The following is a 26,119-nucleotide window of genomic DNA, read 5'->3' as shown; positions in this document are numbered from 1 at the left end:
GACGTCGCGTACGGCGGCGGAGACGAGGAGGCCGTCGGTGGTTTCCAGTGGGCTGAGGCTGATCTCGACGGGGAACTCGGTGCCGTCCTTGCGCAGTCCGTGCAGTTCCAGTCCGGCGCCCATGGGACGCACCTGACGGTTGGTGGTGTATCCGTCGCGATGCCGGGTGTGGTTGACCTGGAACCGTTGGGGCACCAGCAACTCGACGGGACGGCCGAGGAGTTCGTCGCGCCGGTAGCCGAAGAGGGCTTCGGTCTGGGCGTTGACGAGGGTGATGGTTCCGGTGTCGTCCACGATGACCATCGCGTCGGGGGCCGCTTCCAGCAGCGCCCGGAACCTTTCTTCGGCGGCCTTTCGTTCGCTGACGTCGCGTACGGCGGCGGAGACGAGGAGGCCGTCGGTGGTTTCCAGTGGGCTGAGGCTGATCTCGACGGGGAACTCGGTGCCGTCCTTGCGCAGACCGTGCAGTTCCAGTCCGGCGCCCATGGGACGCACCTGACGGGTGGTGGCGTAGTCGTCGCGGTGGGTGGCGTGCTGGTCGTGGAACCGGCCGGGGATGAGGATCTCGACGGGACGGTCGAGGAGTTCGTCGCGGTGGTAGCCGAAGAGGGTCTCGGTCTGGGCGTTGACGAGCTTGATGGTTCCGGTGTCGTCCACGATGACCATCGCGTCGGGAGCCGCTTCCAGCAGTCCCCGGAACCGGTCCTCGGCTGCTCCGGGCTCGCTCGTTCGGCTCGGGGTACCGCGTCGGCGGTGGGCCTGCTGGGCAGCTCCTGCCCTGTCTGTCGGCTCTGACGTGACCGTGTCGCTCATGGCGGCCCCAACTGACTGTCAGGTTGCGGTGAATCGGTCCATCCCAGCGCATCCCGGTCACGCCCGCCTCGGCCTGCCGCTTACTGGCCCCGATACGGCCGTACTCGCCTGTTTGCGACCGGACGTCGTTGCTGTCTGGCGTAATCGAGAGGGGCAATGCGATGCTGCCCGGTCAAAACCCCGCGCTGATCGGGGAGTCGGCCGCAATACCGGTAAGTTGGGGCTTGGTGTGCGCTCGACCGCCGTCCGCATCGGCACCGGCACCGACTACGGCTTCGAACTCCCCTCCGGCCGGCACGGAACCGACATCCGACACCCTCTGCCTCGACCGCACCGAGCATTTCAGCGTTGCCGTCCTCACCCAGGAACGGCAACGCTGAAAATGCTCATGGAGTTGAACGCCGAAATGGAAGCAGTCGGCGCCGGGACGGCTACCTCTCTGCCGCCCTCAGACGCTGGGCCGCCGTGTCACCGCGCCGGCCGACCGGTACGACACCTGTCGCGGCGGCGAGGCCGTATGCGGGCATGTCGACGTACACCGATTCGTAGGAGCCTGCCGGGACGATGAACGTCTCGTGCCAGATGCCCACATGACCCTTGCCGGCACGTGCCCGCCGGTTGAACGCCGTCCATGCGGGCCGGTGTTCCTTGTCCTGCTGGTGGGCGTAGGCGAGCAGCCGTTCCTTGTCGGACCAGTACTGGACGACGTAGAAGTCCCGGAGGCCGCCGTAGAGCACCTTGTAGCCGAGAAGCCCGCCGGTCTTTTCCTGCGACAGTTCACGGAGCATGCGAGGCATCGACATGAATGCCGGCAACCAGCTGGAGAAGGCGCGCAGCCGGTTGATCCGTAGCCCGATGTGGAAGACGACGACGTCGCCTTCGGCGGCGGCGGTGTTGCGACCCGGAATCACTTTCTCGGACATGATTCTCCTCCGGCCCTTCCTGGGCCCTTCTTGCGATGGTTCAGGTCATGGCCGGGCCAGCGATCGGGATTTCGAACGAATCGCCCAGAAGTGGATCACCAGCCCGATGCCCCAGCCGAGAATCGACCACAAGGGCCAGAAGAAGTGGTCGGGCGTGAGAATCGCCCACAGCACCACCTGGGCCACATTGGCGATGACGTACCAGAAGAGGTGGATCCGCAGGCCCCACCTCATGGCCTTCTCGCTCTTCTGCATTTTCCCTCCCATGGTTCAGCGGATCGGTGCACTTGGGATGACCGGCGGTGCTATTGCGGGAGCGTCTGTTCCTGGGCGGCTGTCTCGATGAGGGCCACCGTCGCGCCCGGCCGGGAGACGAACACCATGTGCGAAGCACCCTCGACCACCTGGGTCTTCGCGTCGGAGCGCTGGGCCATGAACTCCTGCGTGGCCGGTGGGATGATCCGGTCGGCGCCGCTGATCAGGTTGTAGTTCGGGATGGTGTGCCATGCCTGCGGACCGGTGGCGGGCTCGCCCAGGGCGGCGCCGGTGGCCGGGCGTTGCGTGATCGAGTAGAGGGCGGCTTCCTCGGCCGACACGTCGGCCGCGAAATGGGGATGAAAGACCTTCGGGTCGATGTAGAGGTCCACCTGTCCGTCGGGCAGCGGCACCGGCTTCAGGGACTCACCCACGGTGCTGCCCGGGAACCGCTCGACCAGTGCTTGCGCGCTCTCGCCCGTCTCCGGCACGAACGCCGCCAGGTAGACCAGTGCCTTCACGTTCGCGTTTCCCTCGGCGGCAGCGGAGATGACCGCACCGCCGTACGAGTGCCCGACCAGCACGATCGGTCCCTCGATGCTGTCCAGCAGCGCCCTGACCTGGGCCGCGTCGAAGGCGAGCCCTCGAAGTGGATTCGGCGCGGCGACCACCGGATAGCCGTCGGCGACAAGCCGCTTGGCGACGGCGTTGAAGCCGCTGCTGTCGGCAAAGGCTCCGTGTACGAGCACGATCGTCGGTTTCCCGCTCACCATGGACCAACCCCTTCTTCGGATGACGGCTCGAACTCCGTTTGCGGCGCAAAGCTAAGACGTCGCACTGGACGGGAATGGAATGGGACCGGGACCTGGTTCCGGGTGGGCTTCACTGGTCATTCAGTCGACGTCAAGCCGGTTCGGCCAATCTGGGCGCCTCGGAGGACAGACGACTGGGGGGGTTGCCGATGGCGCCGGACGAGGAAGCCGATGTGGTGGTGATCGGGTCGGGTATGGGCGGTCTCGCGGCGGCGCGCACGATCGCGCAGTTCGGCGGGAAGCGTGTTCTCGTCCTCGAACAGCACTACACGCTCGGTGGGATGACGCACGAGTTCTCCCGCGCCGGGCGATACCGGTTCGGCACCGGGCTGCATTACATGAGCGCGAGCGCCGGCCCGTTCCTCGGGTTCATGACGGACGGAAGGGCACAGCTCTCGCCCCTGCCGGACGAGTACGACGCACTGCACTTCCCGGGGTTCGATTTCACCGTCCCCGCCACCAAGGAACGGTTCCGTGAGCGTCTGAAGGAACGGTTCCCTACCGAGTCCGACGCGATCGACCGCTTCTTCCGGACCACGCGCTGGGCCATGGCCGGACTGACCGCGCGCAATGTCCTCGCATCGTTTCCCGCCGGCGTACGGAAAGCGGGTGCGCCCGTCGTCGAGCGGCTCTTCCCGTCGGCGTTCCGGTCGTTGCGGGACCAGGTCGCCCGCAGTTTCCGCGATCCGCGGCTGCGGGCCGTGCTGGCCGCGCGATGGGGGCTCTACGGAACTCCGCCCGCGTCGAGCGCGTTCGGCTACCACGCGGCGGTTCCGCTGACCTTCTTCATGGAGGGCACCGCGCACCCCGTGGGCGGCCCGCAGGAGCTCAACCGGGTCGTTCTGGAGATCCTGCAGCGGTACGGCGTGGTGCTGCGCTCCCGGCAGCGGGTTCATGAGGTCGTCGTCGAGGCCGGCAAGGTGACCGGCGTCGATGTCGAGGACACCGCCACCGGCCGCCGCTACCGGGTGCGGACGGACACCGTCGTCTCGGCGGCCGGAGTGCGTAACACGTACGCCCTGATCGGGAAGAGCCACGAACTGGCGGAGCTGCCCGAGGAGCGGTCGGCGGTCATGCTGTTCCTCGGACTCGACCGGTCGCCGGCCGAGTTCGGACTGCGCGGCGAGAACCACTGGTTCATGCCGGATCTCGACGAGCACGACGGCGTTCAACGCCCTCCCGGGGAAGGCACGCTGTATGTCTCCTTCGCCTCGCTCAACAACCCGGCTGCCCGGTTCCACACGGTGGAGCTGCTGGAACTCGTCGATCCGAAGGTGGTCGACCAGTGGCGCGGGACGCCCGAGAACGAGCGGCCGGACAGCTACCGGAAGTTCAAGGACGAGCTGACCGCGCGGCTGATCGCGCGCCTGGAGGAACGCTGGCCCGGCTTCCGGGAGCGCATCGCATTCGCCGAACTGGCGACGCCGCTGTCGTTCGAGACCTATCAGCACAGCGTGCGGGGGTCCTTCTACGGCCTCGCGGCGACTCCCCAGCGGTTGCGTTCGGCGCGTGCGGGATGCCGTACTCCGGTCAAGGGTCTGTTCGTGGCCGGGCAGGACGCCTGGGGGTCCGGCGTGGTGGGGGCGCTGGCGGGCGGGCTGATGGCGGCGAACGCGGTCCTGAGACCGCGGCAGCTCGGAACGATGTGGCAGGCCATCCGTTCCGGCGGGGTGGCCCGGGATCCGGCCACGCCCTGGGAGGGTTATCTGCGGGTGGCCGGCATCGAGGTGCTGACCCCGACGGTCCGGAGGATCCGCTTCGAACCCCTGGACGGGGACACGATGCCGTTCGCGTTCGCCGCCGGGCAGTACGTGAAGGTCGACCTGCCCGTCGCCGTCGAGCCGATCGAACGGTCGTACTCGATCTGCAGCAGTCCCTCGGAGAGCGGCTTCGTCGAGATCGCTGTGAAGCACGAGCCGGACGGGCTGGGCTCGGGGTTCCTGCATGAGCAGGTGGAGGTCGGGTCGGCGTTGCGGGTGAGCGGTCCGCACGGCGAGTTCACCTGGGAGCCGGACACCGGGGCGGACACGCTCCTGCTCATCGCCGGGGGCGTCGGGATCACCCCGCTGATGAGCGTCCTGCTCGCGGCCGCAGACGCCGGTCACACGGGGCGGATCGTCCTGCTGGCGAGCTACCGGACCGAGGACGAGGTGCTGTTCGGGCCGGAGATCGAAGCACTGCGGTCCCGGCTGCCGGGGCTGGAGGTATCGGTCTTCGCGACCGACCGGGAACGGCGGATCGGTCTCGACGAGTTGCTGTCGTACGCGGACCCGACGACCCGCGTGCACCTGTGCGGGCCGGCGCCCATGATGCAGGACCTGATCGGCCGCCTGACAGAACTGGGGGTGCCGCGAGAGGCCATCCACACCGAGGCGTTCGTGTCGGGCCGGAGCAAGGAGACCCGCCGGGAGAAGGCGCACGCCATCGCCGTCGCCGCCGCGGCGGCCGGTGTCACCCAGTTCATGATCGGCACGGAGGGCGGCGCCCCGGCGTTCCCGTGCAGCCCCGGTCAGTCGGTCCTCGACGCCGCCAACGCCGTCGGTGTCACGTTGCCCCAGTCGTGCGGCGAAGGCGCGTGCGGTACCTGCCGGGTGCGGGTGCTCTCCGGCGCCTACGAGACCGACGACCGGGGGATGTTCTCCGCCGAGGAGCTGGCGGCGGGCTGGCGGCTGGCCTGCCAGACACTGCCCACCGAGGACCTGGTGATCGGCCGGTAGGACGGGCCGGCCACGGTCACTGTCCGCGCCGTCCCGTCGACAGCACGACGGACAACGGCTTCTGACTCCAGCCCCTCCGGTCCAGTGGCACTCGGCGCGCTGCCCGGCTGAAGAATCTGCCGCGATCACTGCTGTCGTCCCTGGTCGTTCGCTGCGCCCTTCCGGCCGGTGAGCAGCAGTGGTCGCCTTCCCTTCCGCGCGACCTCGGTCACCACGGGCAGCGGATGGCGGCGAGGGCGACCCGGGACTCGGAATGGAAGATTGGAATGGCCTCCTCCGACGCATCCCTGCGTCTGCAGGTTCTCGGTCCGTTGCGGGTCTGGCGAGACGGTGTGGAACTGGACGCCGGTCCTCCGCAGCAGGCGTATCTGCTCGCCGTCCTCCTCGCCCGTGCGGGCGAGCCGGTCAGCATCAGCGAGTTGGTCGACCTGATCTGGGCCGAGGACGTCCCCGCCTCGGCGGTCAACATCCTCCAGAAGTACGTCGGCGCGCTGCGGCGGCTGCTGCAGCCGGCGTTGCCCGCGCGGGAACCCGGCTCGTACCTGCAGCGCCGCGGTAGCGCGTACCTGTTCGTGGCTGCCCCCGGGACCCTGGACGTCGTCAGGTTCCGTGAGCTGGTCGAAGCGGCCGAGGGCGACGTCGCGGAGCAGCGGCTCGCCGCGGCACTCGACGGGTACTTGGAAGCGGTGGGGCTCTGGCACGGCTCGGCCGGCGACGGGGTCGCCTACGGCTCGACCGGTATGGCGATCTTCGCCGGGCTGGACGACGAGTTCCGCCACGCCTGCGTGGCGGCGGCCGAGTTGGCGACAAGGCTCGGCCGGCCCGAACGGGTGCTCCAGGCCTTGCACATGGCCGCCCGGATGGCGCCGTTGCACGAGAGAGTGCAGGCGAGTCTCATCGCCGCCCTGGCTGCCGCCGGCCAGCCGGCCGAGGCGCTGTCGGTGTTCCGGACCGTCCGCGCCCGGCTGGCCGAGGAACTGGGCGTCGACCCCAGCCCGGCACTGATGGCCGCTCACCAGCGGGTGCTGGAACGGGCACCGGTTGAGGAAACGCCCTGTGAACGGACTGCGGCACCCACCACCGGGGCGTCGACGGCCGACCGCCTGGTCGGCCGGGCCCAGGAACTGGCGGTGGTGCGGCATGCGGTGGAATCGGCACTCGCCGGATCGACGGGGCTCGTGCTCGTCGAAGGAGAACCCGGAGTCGGCAAGACCCGCCTGCTCGAGGAGGCCGGCGCCGAGGCGACCCGGCGTGGCGCGCTCGTTGTCCGGGGCCACTGCCTGCCGGGGGACGGCACACCGTCGATGTGGCCGTGGGTGCAGGTCGTCAGCGCGCTCCTGGACGACGTGCCTGCCGCAGCGCGGGAGGACTGGCACGCGGGCGAACTCGGTCGTCTCGTGACACCGCACGGCAGCGGCCGCACGACATCGGTGCTGCCGGACAGCGGCGTCCGGTTCCGCTTCTTCGAGCAGGCTGTCGCGCTTGTCCGTCAGGTATCGGCACGGCGACCTGTGGTGCTTGTGATCGACGACCTCCAGTGGGCCGACGCCGCCTCGCTGGATCTGCTCGGTCACCTGATGGCTCGGCTGCCGGACGGCACCGTCGTCATCGGGGCGCTCCGTGACCGTGCGCCCGCACCGAGCCCGGAGCTGGGGCGGATGCTCGCCGCGGCGAGTCGGGTGCCCCCGCACCGCAGGATCCAGCTCGGCCCGCTCGTCCCGGCCGAGGTGGCCGAACTGGTCCGCCGCGAGACGGGCCAGGACCCCGGCCCGGGTGCCACCCGCCTCATCCACACCCGCACCGCCGGCAACCCCTTCTTCGTCCGCGAGCTGTCCCGGTTCCTCGCCGACGGCGATGTCCTCACGGAGGCCACCGTGGCCCGGACCGCGGTGCCGGCCACTGTCCGGGATGTCGTTCGCGACCGGATGACCGGACTGAGGGCTGACGCCACAAGCCTGTTGCAGATCGCCGCGCTGATCGGCCGTACCGTCGACCTCGCCCTCCTCGCCCGCACCGTCGGCCTGGACCACAAGACATGTCTGGACCGCCTGGAGGCGTGCGAAGGGCTGGGCCTGCTCGAACCCTCGCCCGGCGACCCCTACTCGTTCGGATTTCCGCACGACCTGGTCCGCGAATCGGTGGTCGAGACCATATCGCCGCCGCGCGCGGCCCGGCTGCATCTGCTGATCGCCGACGCCCTGGAGCACAGGGCCGCGGACATCGAACTGGTGGCCGAGCGCCTCGCCCATCACCTGTGGTCCGCCGGGCCGCTCGCGGATCCGGCCCGCACCGCGACCGCGCTCGTCCGGGCCGGCCGCTGCGCCGCGGCCAAGCTGGCGCTCGAGGCAGCCGTACGCCGGCTTCACTCGGCCGCGCAGGTGGCACGCACAGCGGGCCTGGCGGAGTTGGAGCTGGCTGCCCTGTCCCTGTTCACCGCGGTGGACGGCATGCGGGCGGGATACGTGGGCTCGGCGGTCGATCTGCTGGAGCGGGCCGAACACCTTTCCCGTGAACTGAACAGGGAACGGGAGGCAGCCGACTTCCTCTTCTCCCGCTGGGCCGCGTACGCCCAGGGCCTGCAGCTGGACCGCGCCGGCCGGTTGGCCGGCCGGTTGCTGGCGCAGGGGGAGGCGTCCGACGACTCTGCCGTGCGCGCCTACGGCAGGTACGCCTGGGGCATCCACCAGTGGGGTGCCGGCAACATCGGAGCGGCGTTCCGGTACCTGAGCCGGACCGACTGGACCGTTCTGGACGACCTGGCCCACCATGAGAAGGACCCGCTCCGGCGCGATCTGCGACTGCTCGCGGCCGGGATGCTCGCGATGATGACCGCATTGCACGGGGACGTCGACGCGGCACTGGCTCAGCTCGCCGCGATGGAGGCCGCCGCGGGAGGCGACCGCTACGCGGTCACGGTCTGGGCGGCCTTCTCCGCAAGAGTCGCGGCTTTGACCGGCGACCCGGCGCGGGCGCTGCGCGCGGCCGAGTGCGGGATCGCCGCGGACCCCGCGTTCTCGTTCGGCTTCCTCGGCAGCTACCAACGGCTGGCCCGGTGCTGGGCGCGCGCCGTGACCGGCGAGGACCCGGTCCGCGCAGCCGCGGAGGCGCAGGATCTGATCGTCGCGTCGCTCTCCGACCCGCCACGCTCGGGGCTGGCCACCTGGTACGGGCTCCTCGGTGAGATGTGGCTGGCAGCCGGAAAGCTGGACGAGGCCGACGCGGCGCTCGACCGGGCGGACGCGGCCATCGAGACGTACGGCCAGCGCTACGCCGAAAGCCTGCTGCTTCTGCTCCGGGCACGGGTGCTGCAGGCACGCGGCGAGCCGGTCGCCACCGTTCGGGCCGTTGCCGAGCGGGCGCACGCACTGTCCGTCGAGCGCGAGGCCCACCTGTTCGCCCGCCGTGCCGAGGAACTGCTGGCCGAGCTTGCGGACAACACATCGCGCTGACATCCGTGTTCACGGCGCCGACGCCGACGCCGACGCCGACGGCCGGTGAGCGAGGCCGAATCACACCGGGCCCTGCAGATCGGGAGCCTGGTTCCGTCACGACCACACCGCCCAGCGGTCACAACGGCGGATGGACCCAGACCGCAAAGCGACCGTAAAGTGGCTTCGCCGCAGCCGATCGTGGTCGGCCCGTGAGTGGGGGTAGGGGTGGGCATGGCGTCCTCCGGCGGACATCTGCGTCTGCAGATTCTCGGTCCGTTGCGGATCTGGCGGGACGGCGTCGAACTGGACGCCGGGCCTCGGCAGCAGTCGTACCTGCTGGCGGTGCTGCTCGCCCGCGTCGGCAAGCCGATCAGTACGAGCGAGTTGGTCGACCTGATCTGGGCCGAGGACGTCCCGGCGTCGGCGGTGAACATTCTCCAGAAGTACGTCGGTGCGTTGCGACGGCTGCTCGAGCCTCTGCTGCCCGTCCGCGAAGCCGGATCGTTCCTCCACCGACGCGGCAACGCCTACCTCTTCGCCGTCGGCTCCGCCACGCTGGACCTCGTCGCGTTCCGGGAACTCGTCGATGCCGCCAGGGCCGCGCTGGCTCGGCACGATCACGAGGCGGCCCTCGATCACTACGTCGGGGCGCTCGGGCTCTGGCACGGCTCGGCGGGCGACGGCATCGGCGACGGGACCATCGCCACGACGGTCTTCGCCGCACTCGACAACGAGTTCTACGACGCGTGCACCGCGGCGGCGGAGCTCGCCGTGTCGACGGGCCGACCGGAGCGGGTGCTCGCGGCTCTGCAACTGGCCGCGTCGATGGCACCGTTCAACGAACCCGTGCAGGCCGCTGTCATCGGCGTTCTCGGCGCTGCCGGACGCCAGGCGGAGGCGCTGTCGGTGTTCCGTCGGACCCGCGATCGGCTCGCCGAGGAGCTCGGCATCGACCCGGGGCCGGCGCTGGAGGAAGCACACCGGCGGATTCTCGCGCAGCCCCCGGGGTCGCTGCTGGTGCGGGAGGCGGACGAGGAGGCCGGGCGGACCACGGCGGCCACCTTGATCGGCCGGACCGAGGAACTCGCCATGCTGCGGCGCATCGTGGAGCGCGCACTCGCCGGCGACACCGCGATCGGCGTCGTCGAAGGCGAACCGGGCGCAGGCAAGACCCGGCTGCTGGAAGAGGCCGCCGCCGTGGCGGGCCGGCTGGGCGCACTCACCGTCTGGGGCTCCTGCCTGGAGGGCGACGGGACACCGGCGATGTGGCCGTGGGAGCAGGCACTGGGCCAGGTCGTCCACAGTCTGCCCGCTCCGGCGGGCGAACAGTGGCTCACCGGCGGGCTGGGCAGCCTCCTCGCGGCGCGGGACGACGCGACCCGGGAACTCCCCGACGGCAACGCCCAGTTCCGGCTGTTCGAACAGGTCGTCGCCCTCGTCGGACAGGCCTCGGCGCGGCGCCCGACACTCCTGATTCTCGATGACCTCCAATGGGCCGACGCCACCTCCCTGCAGTTGTTGCAACACCTGGCGGGGCGCCTGCCCCACGGCACCGCGATCATCGGCGCGCTACGCGACCGCGCACCCGCACTCGGCCCGGACCTCTCCCGGGTGCTGGCCGCCGCCAGCCGGCGGCCCGGTCACCGGAGGTTCCGGCTGGGCCCGCTCGGTCCGGCCGACGTGGCCGAACTCATCCGCCACGAGGCCGGCCAGGATCCCGGCGAGGCCGTCGCCCGCGCCATCCACGCCCGTACCTCCGGCAATCCGTTCTTCGTCCGCGAACTGTCCCGGCTGCTCAGCGGGGTCGGCGCGATCGGCGACGGCGACACGTCCCCGTCGGCCGGGGTCCCCTCCACCGTCCATGACGTCGTCCGCGACCGGATGGCCGGGCTCGACGACCGCGCCCGCGACCTGCTGCAGGTGGCCGCGCTCATCGGCCGCGACGTCGACCTCAGGCTGCTGTCCCGCGCCACCGGCGTGGACGTCGCGGACTGTCTCCATCGCCTGGAACCGCTGCATACCCTCGGGCTGCTCGAACCCGGGCCGCAGGACCCGTCCTCGCTCCGCTTCGCGCACGACCTGGTGCGCGAGTCGGTCTCCGAGACCGCGACGAAACAGCTGGTCACCCAGCTGCATCTGCGCGTCGCGGACGCGCTCGAACAGATCCATGCCGACGACGAGGACGTCGCCGAACGCCTCGCCTACCATCTGTGGGCCGCCGGCCCCCTCGCCGAGCCCGTTCGCGCCGCGGAGGCGCTGATCCGTGCCGGACGCCGCGCGGCAGCCAAGCTCGCCTTCGAGTCCGCCAATCGGCAGCTGCGCTCCGCCGTACAGGTCACCCGGGCATCCGGACTCATGGAGCTGGAGTTCGCCGCCCTCACGCTGCTCGCCATCGTCGTCAGACGGCAGTCGGGGTACGACGCCTCGACCTTCGATCTGCTGGAGCGGGCCGAATACCTGGCCCGCACCCTCGGCCGGGAGGGGGAGGCCGCCGACTTCCTCTTCATCCGTCTGATGGGTGCCTACACCTCCATCGAGAAGGGCCGCGGGCAGTTGGCCCGCCGCATGCACGAGCTCGGCCAGGTGTCCTCCGATCCGGCCGTCCGACGCTACGGCCGGCAGGCCTGGGGCCTGCATCAGTGGGACATCGGCAACATCGGCGAGGCGTACCGGTCCTTCACCAAGGAGGATGCCGCCGCTGCCGGCGGCGCCCTCGCCCCGGACGAAGAGACACCGCTCCGGCGGGACGGCAGCATTCCCGGGGAAGGGCCCGGCTGGCGGGCGGTCATGACCGCGCTGCACGGTGACGTCGACGCGGCGCTGGCTTTCGTCGACACCTGGGACACCCCGGGGGACCCGTACGCGGCCTCGGTCTGGGTCTACTACACGACCATGATCGCTTCCATGGCCGGGGACGCCGAAGCGGCACGGCGGGCCGGCGAGCGGTGGGCCGCCGCCGGCCTCGCCCGTCTCCGCGCCCAGATCGACCACTACATCCGGCAGAGCTGGTGCTGGGCACGCGCCCTCACCGGCGAGGATCCGGCCGGCGCAGCGGCCGAGGCCGAGGAGCTCCTGGCCGCCCACCTGCTCGATCCGCCGCAGTGGGGCATCGCCTACCACTACGGACTGATCGCCGAGATGTGGCTGGCGGCCGGATCGCCCGATCGGGCCGCCACCGCTCTCGACCGAGCCGACCAGGCGATGTGGGACTTCGGCCAGCGTTACGCCGAAGGGCTGCTCCTGCTGGTGAAGGCGCGCCTGCTGCAGGCCCGCGGTGCACCCCTCACCGCTGTCCGGGCCGCCGCCGAACGGGCCCACACGCACTCCACCGCATGTGAGGCGCACCTGTTCGCGCGACGGGCCGAACGACTCCTCTCAGCACCTGGAGGCAACGCGTGACCGCAGGCTCTGACGAACAGACCGGGCTGACGGCCCTGGCTCGCGGGCTCTCGGCGCCGAAGGGTTTCGTCGACGCCAGCCTGGCCGCCCCTGCCCCCGGAACGATTCGCCTGCTGGGTGGCATCCCCGCGCCCGAGGCTCTGCCGGTCGAGGCGATCGGCCGGGCAGCGGCGCAGCTGTGGCAGGACCCCGACGCCGCGGTCGCAAGCCTTCAGTACTCCCCGGCACGCGGATCCGCCGCGCTGTGCGACTGGATCGCGAAACGGGAGGGCGTCGATCCGAGCCGGATCGTGGTGACGAACGGTGGCATGCACGGCCTCACCCTGGCGGTACTGACCGTCGTCGACCGCGGTGCCACCGTCGCGGTGGACGATCCCGTGTTCCCGGGTTTCCTGTGGGCCCTGGAGGTGTCGACGACGCGGATCCTGCCGGTACCGGTCGTGGCCGACGGCTTCGATGTCGAACACCTCGCCCGGCGGCTCGCCACCGGCGCCCGGATCGCCGCCGCCTACACCGTGCCCGACTTCCACAACCCCGCCCAGGTCAGTCTCTCGGCGCCGAAGCGGCAGGCACTGATCGAGCTCGCCGAGCGGTACGGCTTCTACGTGATCGTCGACAATCCGTACCGCGAACTGCGCTTCGGCGGCCAGGACCAGGGCGTCGCGGCCTTCAACCAGTCGGACCGGGCGATCCACGTCAACACCTTCACCAAGACCCTCGGCCCCGGCTGGCGCGTGGGCTGGCTGGTGCTGCCGGACCACCTCGTGGACCCGGTGATCCGGCTGCGCAACCGCCTCGACGTCCACACCTCCTCGGTGACCCAGGCGATCATCGAACGGCTGCTCACCGACGACACCGAATGGTTCGACGGGATCGTGCGCAGCGCCACCGCGCTGTACCGGGAACGCGCCGGCGTGCTGATCGACGCCCTGCGGGAACAACTCCCGGGCGCCCTCGACATCGTGGCCCCCGAAGGCGGGCTGTTCCTCTGGCCGCGGCTCACCGACGACGCCGTGGACCCCGCGGCGCTCCTGCAGCGGGCGGCCGCCCACGGCGTGATCTACCAGCCGGGCGAGTTCTTCGCGGCAGGCTCCCGGCGGCGGTCCTCGGCCCGGCACCTGCGGTTGTCCTACAGCGACCGCACCCCGGAGGAACTGCGCGAGGCCGTACGCCGACTGGCCCTGGCCTTCTGACGACGCAAGCGAGCAACGACAGTCACCCACGGCGGATTCCCGGAAGGCTGCTCATGACCAACGTTCGGCTCCCCCTGCGCGCACTCGTCCCGTTCGCCGCCGGTTCGGTCGGCATGGGCATCTGGGTCACCGTGCCGGGCATCTTCCTGCTGTACTTCCTGACCGACGTCCTGGCCGTGCCGCCGCAGGTGGCCGGCCTCGCACTGCTGCTGCCCAATGTCGCCAATATCGTGCTGCACCCGTGGGTGGGCCGGATCTCCGATGCCGGCCTGGCCCGCGGCGGCCACCGCCGGCAACTGATGTCGGCCGGCTGCGTCGTGGTGCTCGCCTTCGTGGCCATGTTCGCCGTGCCGTCGGACCTGCACGGGACAACCGCCGCGATATGGGTCTCGGCGGCGCTGGTCGCCGGGAACCTGCTCTACTCGCTCTACCAGGTCTCCTACCTCGCCACACCGGCCGACCTGGGCATCGGCTACCACGAGCGGACCCGCCTCATGGGCTACCGCAATGTCGTGATCACCGTGAGCGTCCTGCTCGCCGGCGTGGCCGCACCGGTGGTCGCCGGCGACGATCCGGGCGTCGGCGACTACACGAGAATGACCCTGCTGCTCGGCGCGGTCATGCTCGCGGCGATGCTGGCCGGCATCACCGGCGTCGCCCGCCTCAACCGGGCCGCGCCGGGCACCCCGGCCGGGCCGGGGCACCGGGGCGGGCTGCTGGTGGCGCTGCGCGACCGGCAGTTCCGTGCGCTGACCGCGTCCTATCTGACCGTCGCGATCACGATGCACCTGGTACTGGCCGCCATGCCGTACTTCGCCGAGTACGAGCTGGGCCGCTCCTCACTCACGACCGTGCTCATCGCGGCGTTCATGGCGCCGGCGGTCCTGACCACGCCCCTGTGGGTACTGGTGGCCCGGCGTCTCGGCAAGCAGCGCAGCCTGCTTGTCGCCCAGGCCGCGTTCGTGGCCGGCTCGCTGGTGCTGGCCCTGGGCGCCGCGGCCGGCCTGCCCCTGCTGATCGCAGCCGTGGCGGTGCTGGGCGTCGCGTTCGCCGCGATGCAACTGATGCCGCTGTCGATGGTGCCCGACGTCATCGCCGCCGGGCCGGCTGGTACCGCCAGTGCGGGCAGTTACACCGGCGTGTGGACCGCCGCCGAGGCCACCGGCGGCGCACTGGGGCCGTACGTGTACTCGGCCTGCCTGGGTGTGGGCGGTTTCGTGGCCAGTACCGCGGGCGAGCACACCGCGCAGTCTCCCGGCGCGCTGGCGGCCGTTCGCTACGGCTTCACCTTGGTGCCGGCCGTGCTCATGACGATCGCCATCGTGCTGCAACGCCGGTACACCTTGGACGAGCACGCCCACACTGCGGCGCCGCGTGCCGTCGCCCGGGAAAAGGCAGGGGGGTGACGGAACTCGTAGTGAAGCGGCCCCTGTAGGGCGCCCGGATGTGCGTTCAGTGCCCGTCAAGTCACCGGTCCTACGCTGACCCGCGTTCATCAGCGAGAACACCGGATACCGAAGGGCACACATCGATGACGACAACTCGCAGGGCGCTGTTGGCCGGATCCGCCGCGGCCGTGGTGGGCGCCGCACTCGACGCGCCCGCCGCGCAGGCACACACCGGAAGCGGCAGCGGCCAGAAGCCCACCGTCGTACTCGTGCACGGCGCGTTCGCCGACTCCTCCGGCTGGAACGGGGTCGCCTCCCGGCTCATCCGCGACGGCTATCCGGTCATCGCACCGCCCAACCCCCTGCGCAGTGTGGCCTCCGACTCCGCCTATCTCGCAAGCATCCTCGCGACCCTCAGCGGCCCGCTCGTCCTTGTCGCGCACTCCTACGGCGGGATCGTCGTCACGAACGCCGCGACCGGCAACCCGAACGTGAAGGCGCTGGTCTACGTGGCCGCGTTCGTGCCCGATCAGGGTGAGACGCTGCTGGGCCTGCAGACGAAGTACCCGGGAAGCAGGCTCAGCGAGGAGGCGCTGGACTTCCGTCCCTACGGTGAGGGCCTCGTCGACGGCTACATCAAGAGGGAGTTCTTCCACGACGTGTTCGCCGGGGACCTGCCGAAGGCGACCGCCGAGTTCATGTGGGCCGGCCAGCGGCCGGCGGACGTGCGCACCCTCGGGGAGCCGTCCGGCGCCCCGGCCTGGAAGACCATTCCGTCCTGGTACCTCGTGGGCCGCGACGACCAGGTGCTGCCCCCTGCGGCGCAGCGGTTCATGGCGCGCCGGGCCGGCGCACACACCGTCGAGGCCGACACCTCGCATGTCGCGATGATCGCGCGGCCCGCGGCGACTGCCGCTCTCATCAAGCGCGCCGCGCGCTGACACCAGGAGGAGGCGGCGGTGTCGATGTTCGAGAGGTGGGGGCGGACGATGGTCCGCCGACGGTGGTGGGTGATCGGCCTGGCCGCGGCCCTCCTGGCATTCGGCGGCATCTGGGGCACGCGGGTCTTCGGCTCGCTGACCACCGGAGGGTTCGACGACCCGGCCGGCCAGAGTTCGCGCGCGGCCGCACGTGCCGAGGCGACGCTCGGCCGGACCGGCAACGACGCGGTGGTCCTGTACACCAGCCCCAGCGCGACAGTTGACGACCCGGCGTTCCAGCGAGCCGTCACACAGACGCTTCAAGCGCTTCCCCACGACGTGGTGACCCGGACCGTCACCTACTGGAGCACCGGCAGCCCGACCCTGGTCAGCCACGACCGGCACGCCACCTACGCGGTGCTGACCCTGGCGGGCGACGACGAGGCGCAGCGCGGCGACGCGCTGGACAGGATCGAGGACGAACTGGCGGCGCCCGGCCTGCGGACCCAGGTCGGCGGCCCCACCACGGTCGACCGGGACATCCGGGAGCGGGTCGCGGCGGACATCGCCTTCGCCGAGACGATCTCCATACCGGTGCTGCTCGTGCTCCTGGTCGTCGTCTTCGGCAGCGTGGCCGCGGCGAGCCTGCCGCTCGCGCTCGGCGGTCTGGCCATTCTCGGAGCGTTCACCGCGCTGCGCGGGATGACCTACCTGACCGACGTCTCGGTCTTCTCGGTCAACGTGGTGACGATTCTCGGGCTGGGCCTGGCGATCGACTACGGCCTGTTCATGGTCGGGCGGTTCCGCGAGGAGATCGCCCGCGGGCTCGGTGTCGAGGACGCCGTCGCCCGCACGATGGCCACCGCGGGTCGTACGGTCGCGGTCTCCGGCGTCACCGTCGCCGTCTCGTTGGCCGGACTGCTGATCTTCCCGATGGCCTTCCTCCGCTCGATGGGCCTCGGCGGTCTGTCCGCGGTCGTGGTGGCGATGGTGGCGGCCCTGACCGTGCTGCCCGCCCTGCTCGCCGTCCTCGGCCCCCGGGTCGAGGCGCTCTCGGTACGACGGCTGCTGCGCCGCCCGCCGACGGCTGCCCCGCAGGTCGAGGTGGCGCACGGGTTCTGGTACCGCCTCGCGCACAGCATCATGCGCCGCCCGGTCGTCTACGCGACCGGGGTGCTCACGGTCCTGTTGCTGGCAGCCGCGCCCTTCCTGCGCGTCGAGTTCGGCGGCATCGACCCGAGGGTGCTGCCGACGGGTACCGAGAGCCGCGTGGTCTCGGAAACCGTCGACCGGGACTTCGTCCGGAACGGGCAGGTGCCGATCGAGGCGATCGTGACCTCGCCGGGCCGGGCCGGGGGCCGGGCCGGTCTGGAGCGCTACGTCGACGCCGTCCGGACGGTCGACGGGGTGTCGGGGGCCGAGGTCACGGGTCGGTCCGGCGACGTCGCCCGGGTCACGATCATGTACGACGGTGACCCCATATCGCCCCGCTCGCGGAATCTCGTGAGCCGGATCCGGGCCGTACCGGCACCGCCGGGTGGTGAGGCACTGGTGGGTGGCCAGACCGCGCAGCTGGCCGACCAACTCGACGCCGTGGGCCGTCTGTTGCCCTGGATGGCGCTGATCATCGGCGGCGCCGGCTTCGTCCTGCTGTTCCTCGCCTTCGGCTCCGTCGTGCTGCCGATCAAGGCGATCGTGATGAACATCCTGTCGCTCGGCGCCTCGTTCGGCGCGCTGGTCCTGATCTTCCAGGACGGCCATCTGTCCGGCCTGTTGGACTTCACCTCCACCGGGACGCTGGAGGCGACCCAGCCGATCCTGGTCCTCGCGGTCGTGTTCGGGCTGTCGATGGACTACGAGGTCTTCCTGATGTCCCGGATCCGCGAGGAGTACGACCGGACCGGCGACAACACCGCGGCGGTCGCGGTCGGGCTGCAGCGCAGCGGCCGGATCATCACCAGCGCCGCGCTGCTCATCCTGGTCGTGATCGGCCTGTTCTCCGTCTCCGGAATCACGTTCATCAAGCTGATCGGGGTGGCGATGCTCATCGCCGTCCTGGTGGACGCGACGATCGTCCGCGCGCTGCTGGTACCGGCCACGATGCGCCTGCTCGGAAACGCCAACTGGTGGGCGCCGGCGCCCCTGCGGCGCTTCTACGCCCGCCACGGCCTCCGGGAGGGCGACGACGCCCCGCCCCGCACGCCTGACACACGTCCCGCACCGTCCCGTACGACAGCCAACTGACCTTGCCCACCCCAAACGTGACGATGCATCACCAGGGTGAGGCCAGCGCCCGTTCCGGTCCGTGCCTGAACTGCTCGACTCGGAGGAATCACGTGAACGACGGTGCGGCACCGCGCGGCCCGGTCCTGGACGACGAGCAGTTCCGCCGGCTCGCCGAGTACGGGGAGGTGGAGCAGGCCGAGCCCGGCCGGGATCTGTACACGTCCGGCGACGACACCTACGACTTCTTCCTGCTCCGGTCGGCGACCGTGGACATCGTCCGGGACGCGACGGCGATCGAGCCGGAGCGCCTGATCTACCGGGGCGGCCCCGGAGACTTCCTCGGCGAGCTCAACCTGCTGACCGGACAGCACGTCTACCTGACCGCCCGGGTGGTGTCCGCCGGGACGGTCGTCCGGATCCGGGCGGCGATGCTGCGCCGGGCCCTCGCCGAGCAGGTCGACATCGCCGACACACTGATCGAGGCGTTCCGGGAACGGCGCGAGGTGATCCGCGGGGCGGCAGGCAACGCCCTGGAGCTCGTCGGCCGGTCGTACGCCGCGGAGACCCTGGAACTGCGCACCTATGTCACGCAGATGCTCCTGCCGCATTCCTGGCTCGACGCGGCCTCGCACCCCGGACGCTCGCTGATCGGACGGGCGGGGCTCGGCGAGGACGACCTCCCCGCCGCGATGGTCAACGGTTCGCTGCTGCGGCGTGCGACGCCCAGAACTCTTGCCGAGGTGCTCGGTCTCACCTACCGAGCCGACGGGCGTCCGGTCGATCTCGTCGTGGTGGGCGCCGGCCCGGCGGGTCTGGCGGCCGCCGTGTACGGGGCGTCCGAGGGTCTCGTCACCGTACTGCTGGACCGCGCAGGGCTCGGCGGCCAGGCCGCCAAGAGCGCTCGCATCGAGAACTATCTGGGATTCCCGCACGGAGTCAGCGGCGAAGGCCTGACCCGTCTGGCGATGGTCCAGGCGCTCAAGTTCGGTGTACGGATCCACGCTCCCTGCGCGGTGGCCGGCCTGGACCTCTCCGAGGAGCGACGGCCGGCCGTGCTGCTGGAGGACGGCACACGCATTCGGTGCCGCGCGGTGATCGCCGCGACCGGGGCCCACTACCGGCACCTCGACCTGCCGCAATGGACGACTTTCGAGAAGTCCGGCTGCGTCCGCTACGCCGCGACCGAACTGGACGTCCGAGGCTATGAGGACCAGCCGGTGACGGTCGTCGGCGGCGCCAACTCCGCCGGGCAGGCGGCCCTGTCGCTGGCCGCCCGTGGCGCGACGGTGGATCTGATCGTCCGCGGCGCCGATCTCGGAGCCCGGATGTCGTCGTACCTGACCGACCGGATCCGAGCGCATGCGCGGATCCAGGTCCGCACCAGCAGCACGATCCGCGAACTGGGCGGCGACCACACCCTCGCGTCGATCGTTGCCGAGAGGTCCGACGGGCGGCGGGACCGGCTGGCCTGCCGCGCCCTGTTCTGCTTCATCGGCGCCGACCCGGTGTCGGGCTGGTTGGACGGCGTGGCCAAGGACCACGACGGCTTCGTCCTCACCGACAGCCGTCTGCGTGCCGAACCGTCCGGTACGGCCCTGCCGTTCCAGACCAGCGCACCCCGGGTCTTCGCGGTCGGCGACCTCCGTGCGGGCTCGACGAAAAGAGTGGCCACCGCCGTCGGCGACGGCGCCGGCGCGGTCTCCTCCGTCCACGAGGCACTCGCCGCCGACTGACACGTCCCTCGGCCGCCGCCGGGGGTTCACTGCTGTCGCCACCCGAAGGACCGACTCGGCAACTGGACGGACGGGCGGCGCGTCAATCACTCCGGGCGGACCTGCCAGGGCCGGTCCGTCAGGGCCCGGGTCAGTTCGGCGTCGTACTGATCGGCGGCGAAATGGAACGCCGGGGGCCGGGTCCCGTCCGTGGGCACCTGCCAGTCGGACCACTCCACGACCTCGCCGTGGCGTTGTACGAACACGGACAGACAGCCACAGCATCCGCCCGTGCACTCGGGCTCGCCGAGCACCACGCGTCGCCCCTCGCCGGTCGCCCAGAGGGCACCGTGACCGTCGGCGGGCAGCGCCTCCTGCGTGAACGGGCCGCGGCCGCCCTCTCCGACCGCCTCCGCCACCACGTCCGCGCCGTCGACCCGGAACTGCAGCCGGGCAGCCCAACGGGGCCCCGGTGGCAACACACTGACCTCAAGCCGATTGAACACCCGAGCACCCTACGTGGGGACCGGCCGCGAAAGTGTTTCGTAACCGAGGAATTTCCCCTCCTTGTCCCCGCCGTGAATTCCGTGTCAGTGTCCCGGTCCAGCAGGCAGGCCGTCCGCGGTGATGACGTCCGAAAGCTTTTCGCACCAGCCGCCCATCTGCCTGGCGCATGAATACGGCATGCCGAGAGAAGAGAGGCAGATTATGCGCGGATTTCCGGGACTCGGAATGAGCGGAGAGAGCGGTGCGAGCATTCCGGGAGCGCGGCGCGGGATCGGTGTCGCGGTCGCCGTCGCGGCGGCCATGTCCCTTGCCGCGTGCGGGACTTCGGGACCGGCGGGCTCGTCCTCGGGTTCGTCGTCGAAGGGCCTGACCATGTGGGCGCTCAACGACCAGACGATCCTCAAGGAGTCCGTGGACGCCTACAACAAGGACCACCCGGACGAGAAGATCACGCTGCGGCTGTTCGCCGGCGACGACTACAAGCAGAAGCTCCGTGTGGCCTTCGGCGCGAACCAGGCCCCCGACATCTTCTTCAGCTGGGGCGGCGGCGCGCTGGACGACTACGTCAAGGCCGGCAAGGTCGACACCCTCACCGACGCCCAGGTGGACCTGCTGCGGTTCACGCCGAGCGTCCTGAAGAGCGCCACCTTCGACGGCCAGGTCTACGGCGTGCCCGCCAACGGCCTCGCCCCGGTCGTCCTCTACTACAACAAGAAGGTCTTCAAGGACGCGGGCATCCAGCCCCCGAAGACGTACGAAGACCTGCTCACGGACGTGAAGAAGATCAAGGGTGCCGGTGTCACCCCGATATCCCTCGCGGCGAACTCCAAGTGGCCGACGCTGATGTACATGGAGTACCTGCTGGACCGCGAGGGCGGCTCGGACGTGTTCGACGGCATCGCCTCGGGGAACACGGCCGGCTGGAAGGACGCCTCGGTCACCGCGGCCAACACCCGTCTGCAGGAGCTGGCCAAGGCCGGTGCCTTCGGTGACAACGCCTCCTCCGTCAGCTACGACCAGGGTGCCTCCACGGCCCTGCTCTACACCGGCAAGGCCGGCATGGAGCTGATGGGCACCTGGGAGTACGCGAACCTGGTCAAGGCCGCGCCGGACTTCGCGAAGAACGACCTCGGCTATGTCGCCTTCCCGACCCTGTCCGGCGGCAAGGGCGATGCGAAGGACATCGTCGGCAACCCGTCGAACTTCCTGTCGCTGAACTCGAAGAGCAAGAACAAGTCAGCGGCGCTCACCTACTTCAAGAACTACGTCCTGAACGACTCCCAGGTCGACGCCTACCTGGCGGCCGGCAGCGTGCCCCCGGTCAACAAGCTGGACTCCAAGCTGGCGGCGGTGAAGTCGGCAGACGACAAGAAGTGGCTCAGCTTCGTCTACGACCTGGTGCAGAACTCGCCGAACTTCCAGCTCTCCTGGGACCAGGCACTCTCCTCCGACCAGGCCGACCCGCTGCTGACCAACGTGGACAAGTCGTTCCTGCGGCAGATCACGCCCGAGCAGTTCGGCACGAACATGAGCAAGGTGGCGCAGTAGTGGCCACCGTGGTTCGTACGTCGCGGCCGGTCGCGTCCCACAGGGCGCGGCCGGGCACGGCCCGTGATGGGCGCCGCCGCCGTTACAGCGGTCTGCTGATGGCCGCGCCCGCCCTGCTCCTGTTCGGCCTGTTCGGCCTGGTCCCGCTGGTCGGTGTGCTGGTGCTCGGCCTCTCCCGCTGGGACGGCCTCGGCTCGATCGGATGGGCCGGACTCACCAACTGGACCGGCGTCCTGACCGACGGCGCCACCTGGCAGGCGCTCTGGCTCACCGTCAAGGTGATGGTGGTCAGCTGGCTGGTCCAGACACCGCTGGCCCTGGCGCTCGGCGTCTTCCAGGCCCCCCGGGGCCGGCTGCGGGCGTTCTTCGCCGTGCTGTGGTTCCTGCCGCTGCTGCTGTCCGCCGTGGCAATCGGTCTGACCTGGCAGGCCCTGCTCGACCCGTCCTTCGGCATCGGCGCCGCCCCCGGGCTGCACTGGCTGGCCAAACCCTTGCTCGGCTCGCCCGACCTCGCCCTCTACACGGTGATCTTCGTGATCGCCTGGCAGTTCGTGCCGTTCCACGCGCTGCTCTACCAGGCCGGCGTGCGGCAGATCCCGGTGTCGCTCTACGAGGCCGCCGCCATCGACGGCGCCGGCCCCGTCACCCGACTCCTGCGGATCACCCTGCCGCAGCTGAAGTACACGTTCGTCACGTCGAGCACGCTCATGCTGGTGGGCTCGCTGACCTACTTCGACCTGATCTACGTCCTGTCCGGCGGCACCGGCGGTCCGGGCACCGCGACCCGGGTGCTGCCGCTGGCCATGTACATCACGGGCTTCCAGGTCCACGACATGGGCCGGGCCAGCGCGCTGGCGACGCTTCTGGTGGTCTTCGGCCTCGGGCTGTCGCTGCTGACCACCCGCCTGTCCGGCTTCACCCGGATGGACAGCCAGCAGGAGGGCATGTGAGCACCGTCGTCGCGACCCTGCGCCGTACCGCCACCGGCGGCGCCACCCTGCTGTGGACCGCGCTGGTCGTCGTACCCCTGTACTGGGTGGTCGTGACCAGCCTCCGCGGCCAGGCCGACTTCACCACGGGCAACCCCCTGGCGTTGCCCGGCCATCCGACCCTGGGCAACTACAAGACCGTCCTCGACGGCGATTTCACCACCTACCTGCTCAACAGCGTGATCGTCACCGCCGCCACGGTGGCGATCGTCATGGTCGTCGCCCTGATGGCCGCCTTCTCCATCGTCCGCTACACCAACCCCTGGTCCCGGCTCTCCTTCCGGCTCTACCTCCTGGGCCTGGCGATCCCGCTCCAGGCGGTGATCATCCCGGTGTACCTGCTGATCATCCGCATGCACATGTACGACAGCCTGCTCGCCATCGTGCTGCCCTCGGCGGCGTTCGCCCTGCCGGTCACCGTGATGATCCTGGTCAGCTTCCTGCGGGACGTGCCGCGGTCGCTGTTCGAGGCGATGGTCGTGGACGGCGCCGGCGACTGGCGGATGCTGTTCTCGCTCGCCGCCCCGCTGGCCCGGCCCGCGCTGGTGACGGTCGCGGTCTACGACGGCCTCCAGGTCTGGAACGGCTTCCTCTTCCCCCTCATCCTCACCCAGAGCGGCGACAAGGCCGTCCTGCCGCTCGCCCTGACCCTCTACAAGGGGCAGTTCGGCATCAACGTGCCCGCGACCATGGCGGCGGTCGTCCTCTCCACCCTTCCCATGCTGGTCGTGTTCGTCCTCGCCAGGCGTCAGCTGGTCGCCGGACTGACCGCCGGATTCTCCAAGTAGCCAACGCCCAGAGGGAGTCGGCCGGGGCGACGGCGCCGCCGGCCGCCCTCGGCATGCCCACATGACAACCCCCACAAGGAGTCGTGCATGACGACCACCACGCCGGACCACCACGCCGATCTCTCCCCGGCGGGAGACGACCGTCCCTGGGCCGACCCCGCCCGCCCGGTCGGCGAACGCGTCGAGGCGCTGCTGGCGAGGCTCACCCTGGAGGAGAAGATCGCCCAACTCGGCAGCACCTGGGAGGACGTCGAACCGGCCGGTCCCGAAGTCGCCCCCGGGACAAGTCTGTTCGGGCGCGTCGGTGACCTCGACGAGACCGCCCGGCACGGCCTCGGCCAGCTCACCCGCCCCTACGGCACCGTCCCCCGCCCCGCCCTGGAACACGCCCGCCTGCTGGCCGCACGCCAGCGCCAGATCATGACGCAGAGCCGCTTCGGCATCCCGGCGATGGCCCACGACGAGTGCCTCACCGGCTTCACCGCCTACGGCGCCACCATCTACCCCACCTCCCTGGCCATGGCCGCCACCTTCGACCCCGCCCTGATCCACCGGGTCGGCGCGGCCATCGGCGCCGACATGGCCGCCGCCGGTGTCCACCAGGGCCTCGCCCCGGTCGTCGACGTCATCCGCGACTACCGCTGGGGGCGCTGCGAGGAGACGTACGGCGAAGACCCGTACCTGGTCGGCGAGATGGGCGAGGCGTACGTCCTCGGCCTGCAGGGCGCCGGGGTGTACGCCACCCTGAAGCACTTCGCCGGCTACTCCTCCTCCATGGGCGGCCGCAACCACGCCCCGGTCGGGATCGGCCCCCGCGAACTCACCGATGTCATCCTGCCGCCCTTCGAGCGGATCGTCGCCGCCGGAGTGGGCTCGGTGATGAACTCGTACGCCGAGATCGACGGCGAGGCCCCCGCCGCGAGCCGTCGGCTGCTGACCGGTGTGCTGCGCGACCAGTGGGGTTTCCAGGGCACCGTCGTCTCCGACTACTGGTCGCTGCCGTTCCTGGTGAACGCGCACCGGGTGGCCGCCGACCTGCCGGGCGCCGGGGCGCTGGCACTCCACGCCGGCCTGGACGTCGAACTGCCCGACCAGCGCGGCTTCGGCGCGTCGCTGGCCGATGCCGTACGAAGGGGGGAGGCCGACGAGGCCGACGTCGACCGGGCCGTGCGGCGGGTGCTGCGGCAGAAGGCCGCCCTCGGGCTCCTCGACGCCGACTGGGACCCGGAGCCGCCCGCCCTGCGCGAGGAAACCCCTGCTCTGGACCTGGACAAGCCGGAGAACCGTCGACTCGCGCATGCCGTGGCCCAGTCCGGTGCCGTGCTGCTGCACAACGACGGGGGACTGCCGCTGCCCTCCGCCGGCCGGATCGCGCTGGTCGGCCCGTGCGCCGACGACGTCCGCACGATGTTCGGCTGCTACAGCTTCCCCAACCACGTCCTCTCCGACCGCGACGACCTCGGCAACGGTGTGGCGGCGGTGTCGCTGCGGTCCGCGCTGGCCGATGAACTTCCGGGCGTGGAATGGCTGTTCGCGCCGGGGTGCCCGATACGGGACGAGGACCGGGACGGCATTCCGGCGGCGGTGGAGGCGAGTCGCGCGGCCGACCTCACCGTCCTGGCCGTCGGCGACAAACCCGGGATGTTCGGCATCGGCACCTCGGGAGAGGGCTGCGACGTCGAGGACCTGCGGCTGCCGGGTGTGCAGGAGGAGCTGGTCGAGGCGGTGCTCGCGACGGGCAGGCCGGTCGTCCTCGTCGTCGTCAGCGGGCGCCCGTACGCCGTGGGGCGTTTCACGGCCGGTACGGCGGCCATGGTGCAGGTCTTCCTGCCGGGCGAGGAAGGGGGCCGGGCGGTCGCCGAACTCCTCTCCGGCCGCGCGAACTTCAGCGGCAGGCTGCCGGTGCAGATCCCCAACTCGCCCGCCGGACAGCCGTACACCTATCTGCATCCGCCGCTGGGAGACCGGCAGAGCTGGCTGTCCAACCTGGACCCGAGCCCGGCGTTCCCCTTCGGGCACGGCCTGTCGTACACGTCGTTCGAGATCGACGGGCTGGCGGTCGATCGTGAACAGGTGCCCACGGACGGTGAGTTCACGGTCTCGGTGAAGGTACGGAACACCGGAGCCGTCCCCGGCGCCGAGACCGTCCAGCTGTACTTCACCGACCCCCTCGCCCAGGTCACCCGGCCGGTCCGGGCGCTGCTGGCCTTCGCCAAGGTGCCGCTGGAGCCGGGGGAGGAGGCGACCGTCCGCTTCGACGTCCACACCGACCGCCTCGCCTTCACCGGCCTGGACGGCCGACGCGTCGTCGAGCCCGGCGAGATCCTGCTCCGTGCCGGGTCCTCCAGCGGGAACACCCCGAACGAGATCGGCGTTCGGCTCGTCGGCGAGCAGCGGGACGCGAGCGTCGTACGGCAGCACGGGGTGCCGGCGGTGGTCGAGCGAAAGCGGGACTGAGGAAGGGCGCACACGGCGCGGGCGGGCGGTCTCTGCACGGG

16 protein-coding genes and 1 pseudogene are annotated in these 26,119 nt (G+C 70.8%); 12 read left to right on the top strand and 5 right to left on the bottom strand.

Annotated features, from left to right (window positions below; all coding sequences use genetic code 11):
- The 4 genes and pseudogenes from ACFWPQ_RS35355 to ACFWPQ_RS35340 all read right to left on the bottom strand — a co-directional run.
- Positions 1-708, bottom strand: a pseudogene (locus ACFWPQ_RS35355) (PAS domain-containing protein); the annotation flags it as partial.
- Between the two features lie 536 nt (positions 709-1,244).
- Positions 1,245-1,736: a DUF4188 domain-containing protein gene (locus ACFWPQ_RS35350; RefSeq protein ID WP_384044040.1), complete on the bottom strand. Its 492-nt coding sequence runs from the start codon at positions 1,734-1,736 to the stop codon at positions 1,245-1,247.
- A gap of 45 nt (positions 1,737-1,781) precedes the next feature.
- Positions 1,782-1,991 (bottom strand): 2TM domain-containing protein, encoded by a 210-nt coding sequence (locus tag ACFWPQ_RS35345; RefSeq protein WP_384044037.1) that lies wholly within the window; start codon positions 1,989-1,991, stop codon positions 1,782-1,784.
- Positions 1,992-2,041: 50 nt separating this feature from the next.
- A complete protein-coding gene (locus ACFWPQ_RS35340; protein ID WP_384044034.1) occupies positions 2,042-2,764 on the bottom strand; it encodes an alpha/beta fold hydrolase in 723 nt (240 codons plus the stop codon).
- Positions 2,765-2,952: 188 nt separating this feature from the next.
- On the opposite strand from ACFWPQ_RS35340, the gene ACFWPQ_RS35335 reads away from it, so the two are divergent.
- The 8 genes from ACFWPQ_RS35335 (at position 2,953) to ACFWPQ_RS35300 (ending at position 19,810) form a co-directional block, all read left to right on the top strand.
- Positions 2,953-5,520 carry an FAD-dependent oxidoreductase gene (locus ACFWPQ_RS35335; RefSeq protein ID WP_384044031.1) on the top strand — a complete coding sequence of 856 codons (2,568 nt, stop codon included), beginning with the start codon at positions 2,953-2,955 and terminating at the stop codon, positions 5,518-5,520.
- A 266-nt stretch (positions 5,521-5,786) separates the two neighbouring features.
- Positions 5,787-8,969 carry an ATP-binding protein gene (locus ACFWPQ_RS35330; protein WP_384044028.1) on the top strand — a complete coding sequence of 1,061 codons (3,183 nt, stop codon included), beginning with the start codon at positions 5,787-5,789 and terminating at the stop codon, positions 8,967-8,969.
- A gap of 213 nt (positions 8,970-9,182) precedes the next feature.
- Complete coding sequence (locus tag ACFWPQ_RS35325) at positions 9,183-12,350, top strand: ATP-binding protein (protein ID WP_384044025.1); 3,168 nt, start codon at positions 9,183-9,185, stop codon at positions 12,348-12,350.
- The gene (locus tag ACFWPQ_RS35320; protein WP_384044022.1) at positions 12,347-13,543 is read left to right on the top strand and encodes a PLP-dependent aminotransferase family protein; all 1,197 of its coding nucleotides are present in this window, start codon (positions 12,347-12,349) and stop codon (positions 13,541-13,543) included. Before ACFWPQ_RS35325 ends, ACFWPQ_RS35320 begins: the two co-directional genes overlap by 4 nt.
- A gap of 53 nt (positions 13,544-13,596) precedes the next feature.
- On the top strand, positions 13,597-14,949 hold the full coding sequence (locus ACFWPQ_RS35315; RefSeq protein WP_384044019.1) for an MFS transporter: 1,353 nt from the start codon (positions 13,597-13,599) through the stop codon (positions 14,947-14,949).
- A 125-nt stretch (positions 14,950-15,074) separates the two neighbouring features.
- Positions 15,075-15,872: an alpha/beta fold hydrolase gene (locus ACFWPQ_RS35310; RefSeq protein WP_384044015.1), complete on the top strand. Its 798-nt coding sequence runs from the start codon at positions 15,075-15,077 to the stop codon at positions 15,870-15,872.
- Positions 15,873-15,896: 24 nt separating this feature from the next.
- Positions 15,897-18,095 carry an MMPL family transporter gene (locus ACFWPQ_RS35305; protein WP_384044165.1) on the top strand — a complete coding sequence of 733 codons (2,199 nt, stop codon included), beginning with the start codon at positions 15,897-15,899 and terminating at the stop codon, positions 18,093-18,095.
- A 92-nt stretch (positions 18,096-18,187) separates the two neighbouring features.
- Positions 18,188-19,810, top strand: a complete 1,623-nt coding sequence (locus ACFWPQ_RS35300) for an FAD-dependent oxidoreductase (protein ID WP_384044013.1) — start codon at positions 18,188-18,190, stop codon at positions 19,808-19,810.
- Positions 19,811-19,896: 86 nt separating this feature from the next.
- Here ACFWPQ_RS35300 and ACFWPQ_RS35295 read toward each other — a convergent pair whose 3' ends face one another.
- Positions 19,897-20,295, bottom strand: coding sequence for a hypothetical protein (locus ACFWPQ_RS35295; RefSeq protein WP_384044010.1), 399 nt, complete (start codon positions 20,293-20,295; stop codon positions 19,897-19,899).
- Positions 20,296-20,521: 226 nt separating this feature from the next.
- Between ACFWPQ_RS35295 and ACFWPQ_RS35290 the strand changes: the two genes are divergently transcribed.
- The 4 genes from ACFWPQ_RS35290 (at position 20,522) to ACFWPQ_RS35275 (ending at position 26,078) form a co-directional block, all read left to right on the top strand.
- Positions 20,522-21,844: an extracellular solute-binding protein gene (locus ACFWPQ_RS35290; protein ID WP_384044007.1), complete on the top strand. Its 1,323-nt coding sequence runs from the start codon at positions 20,522-20,524 to the stop codon at positions 21,842-21,844.
- Positions 21,845-21,942: 98 nt separating this feature from the next.
- Positions 21,943-22,794, top strand: coding sequence for a carbohydrate ABC transporter permease (locus ACFWPQ_RS35285; RefSeq protein ID WP_384044162.1), 852 nt, complete (start codon positions 21,943-21,945; stop codon positions 22,792-22,794).
- Positions 22,791-23,621, top strand: coding sequence for a carbohydrate ABC transporter permease (locus ACFWPQ_RS35280; protein ID WP_384044004.1), 831 nt, complete (start codon positions 22,791-22,793; stop codon positions 23,619-23,621). Before ACFWPQ_RS35285 ends, ACFWPQ_RS35280 begins: the two co-directional genes overlap by 4 nt.
- Positions 23,622-23,708: 87 nt before the next feature.
- Positions 23,709-26,078 carry a glycoside hydrolase family 3 N-terminal domain-containing protein gene (locus ACFWPQ_RS35275; RefSeq protein ID WP_384044001.1) on the top strand — a complete coding sequence of 790 codons (2,370 nt, stop codon included), beginning with the start codon at positions 23,709-23,711 and terminating at the stop codon, positions 26,076-26,078.
- Positions 26,079-26,119: the final 41 nt, after the last annotated feature.

Source organism: Streptomyces sp. NPDC058464 (assembly GCF_042721035.1).
Lineage (GTDB): Bacteria > Actinomycetota > Actinomycetes > Streptomycetales > Streptomycetaceae > Streptomyces.
This window is presented reverse-complemented; position numbering and strand designations above follow the sequence as displayed.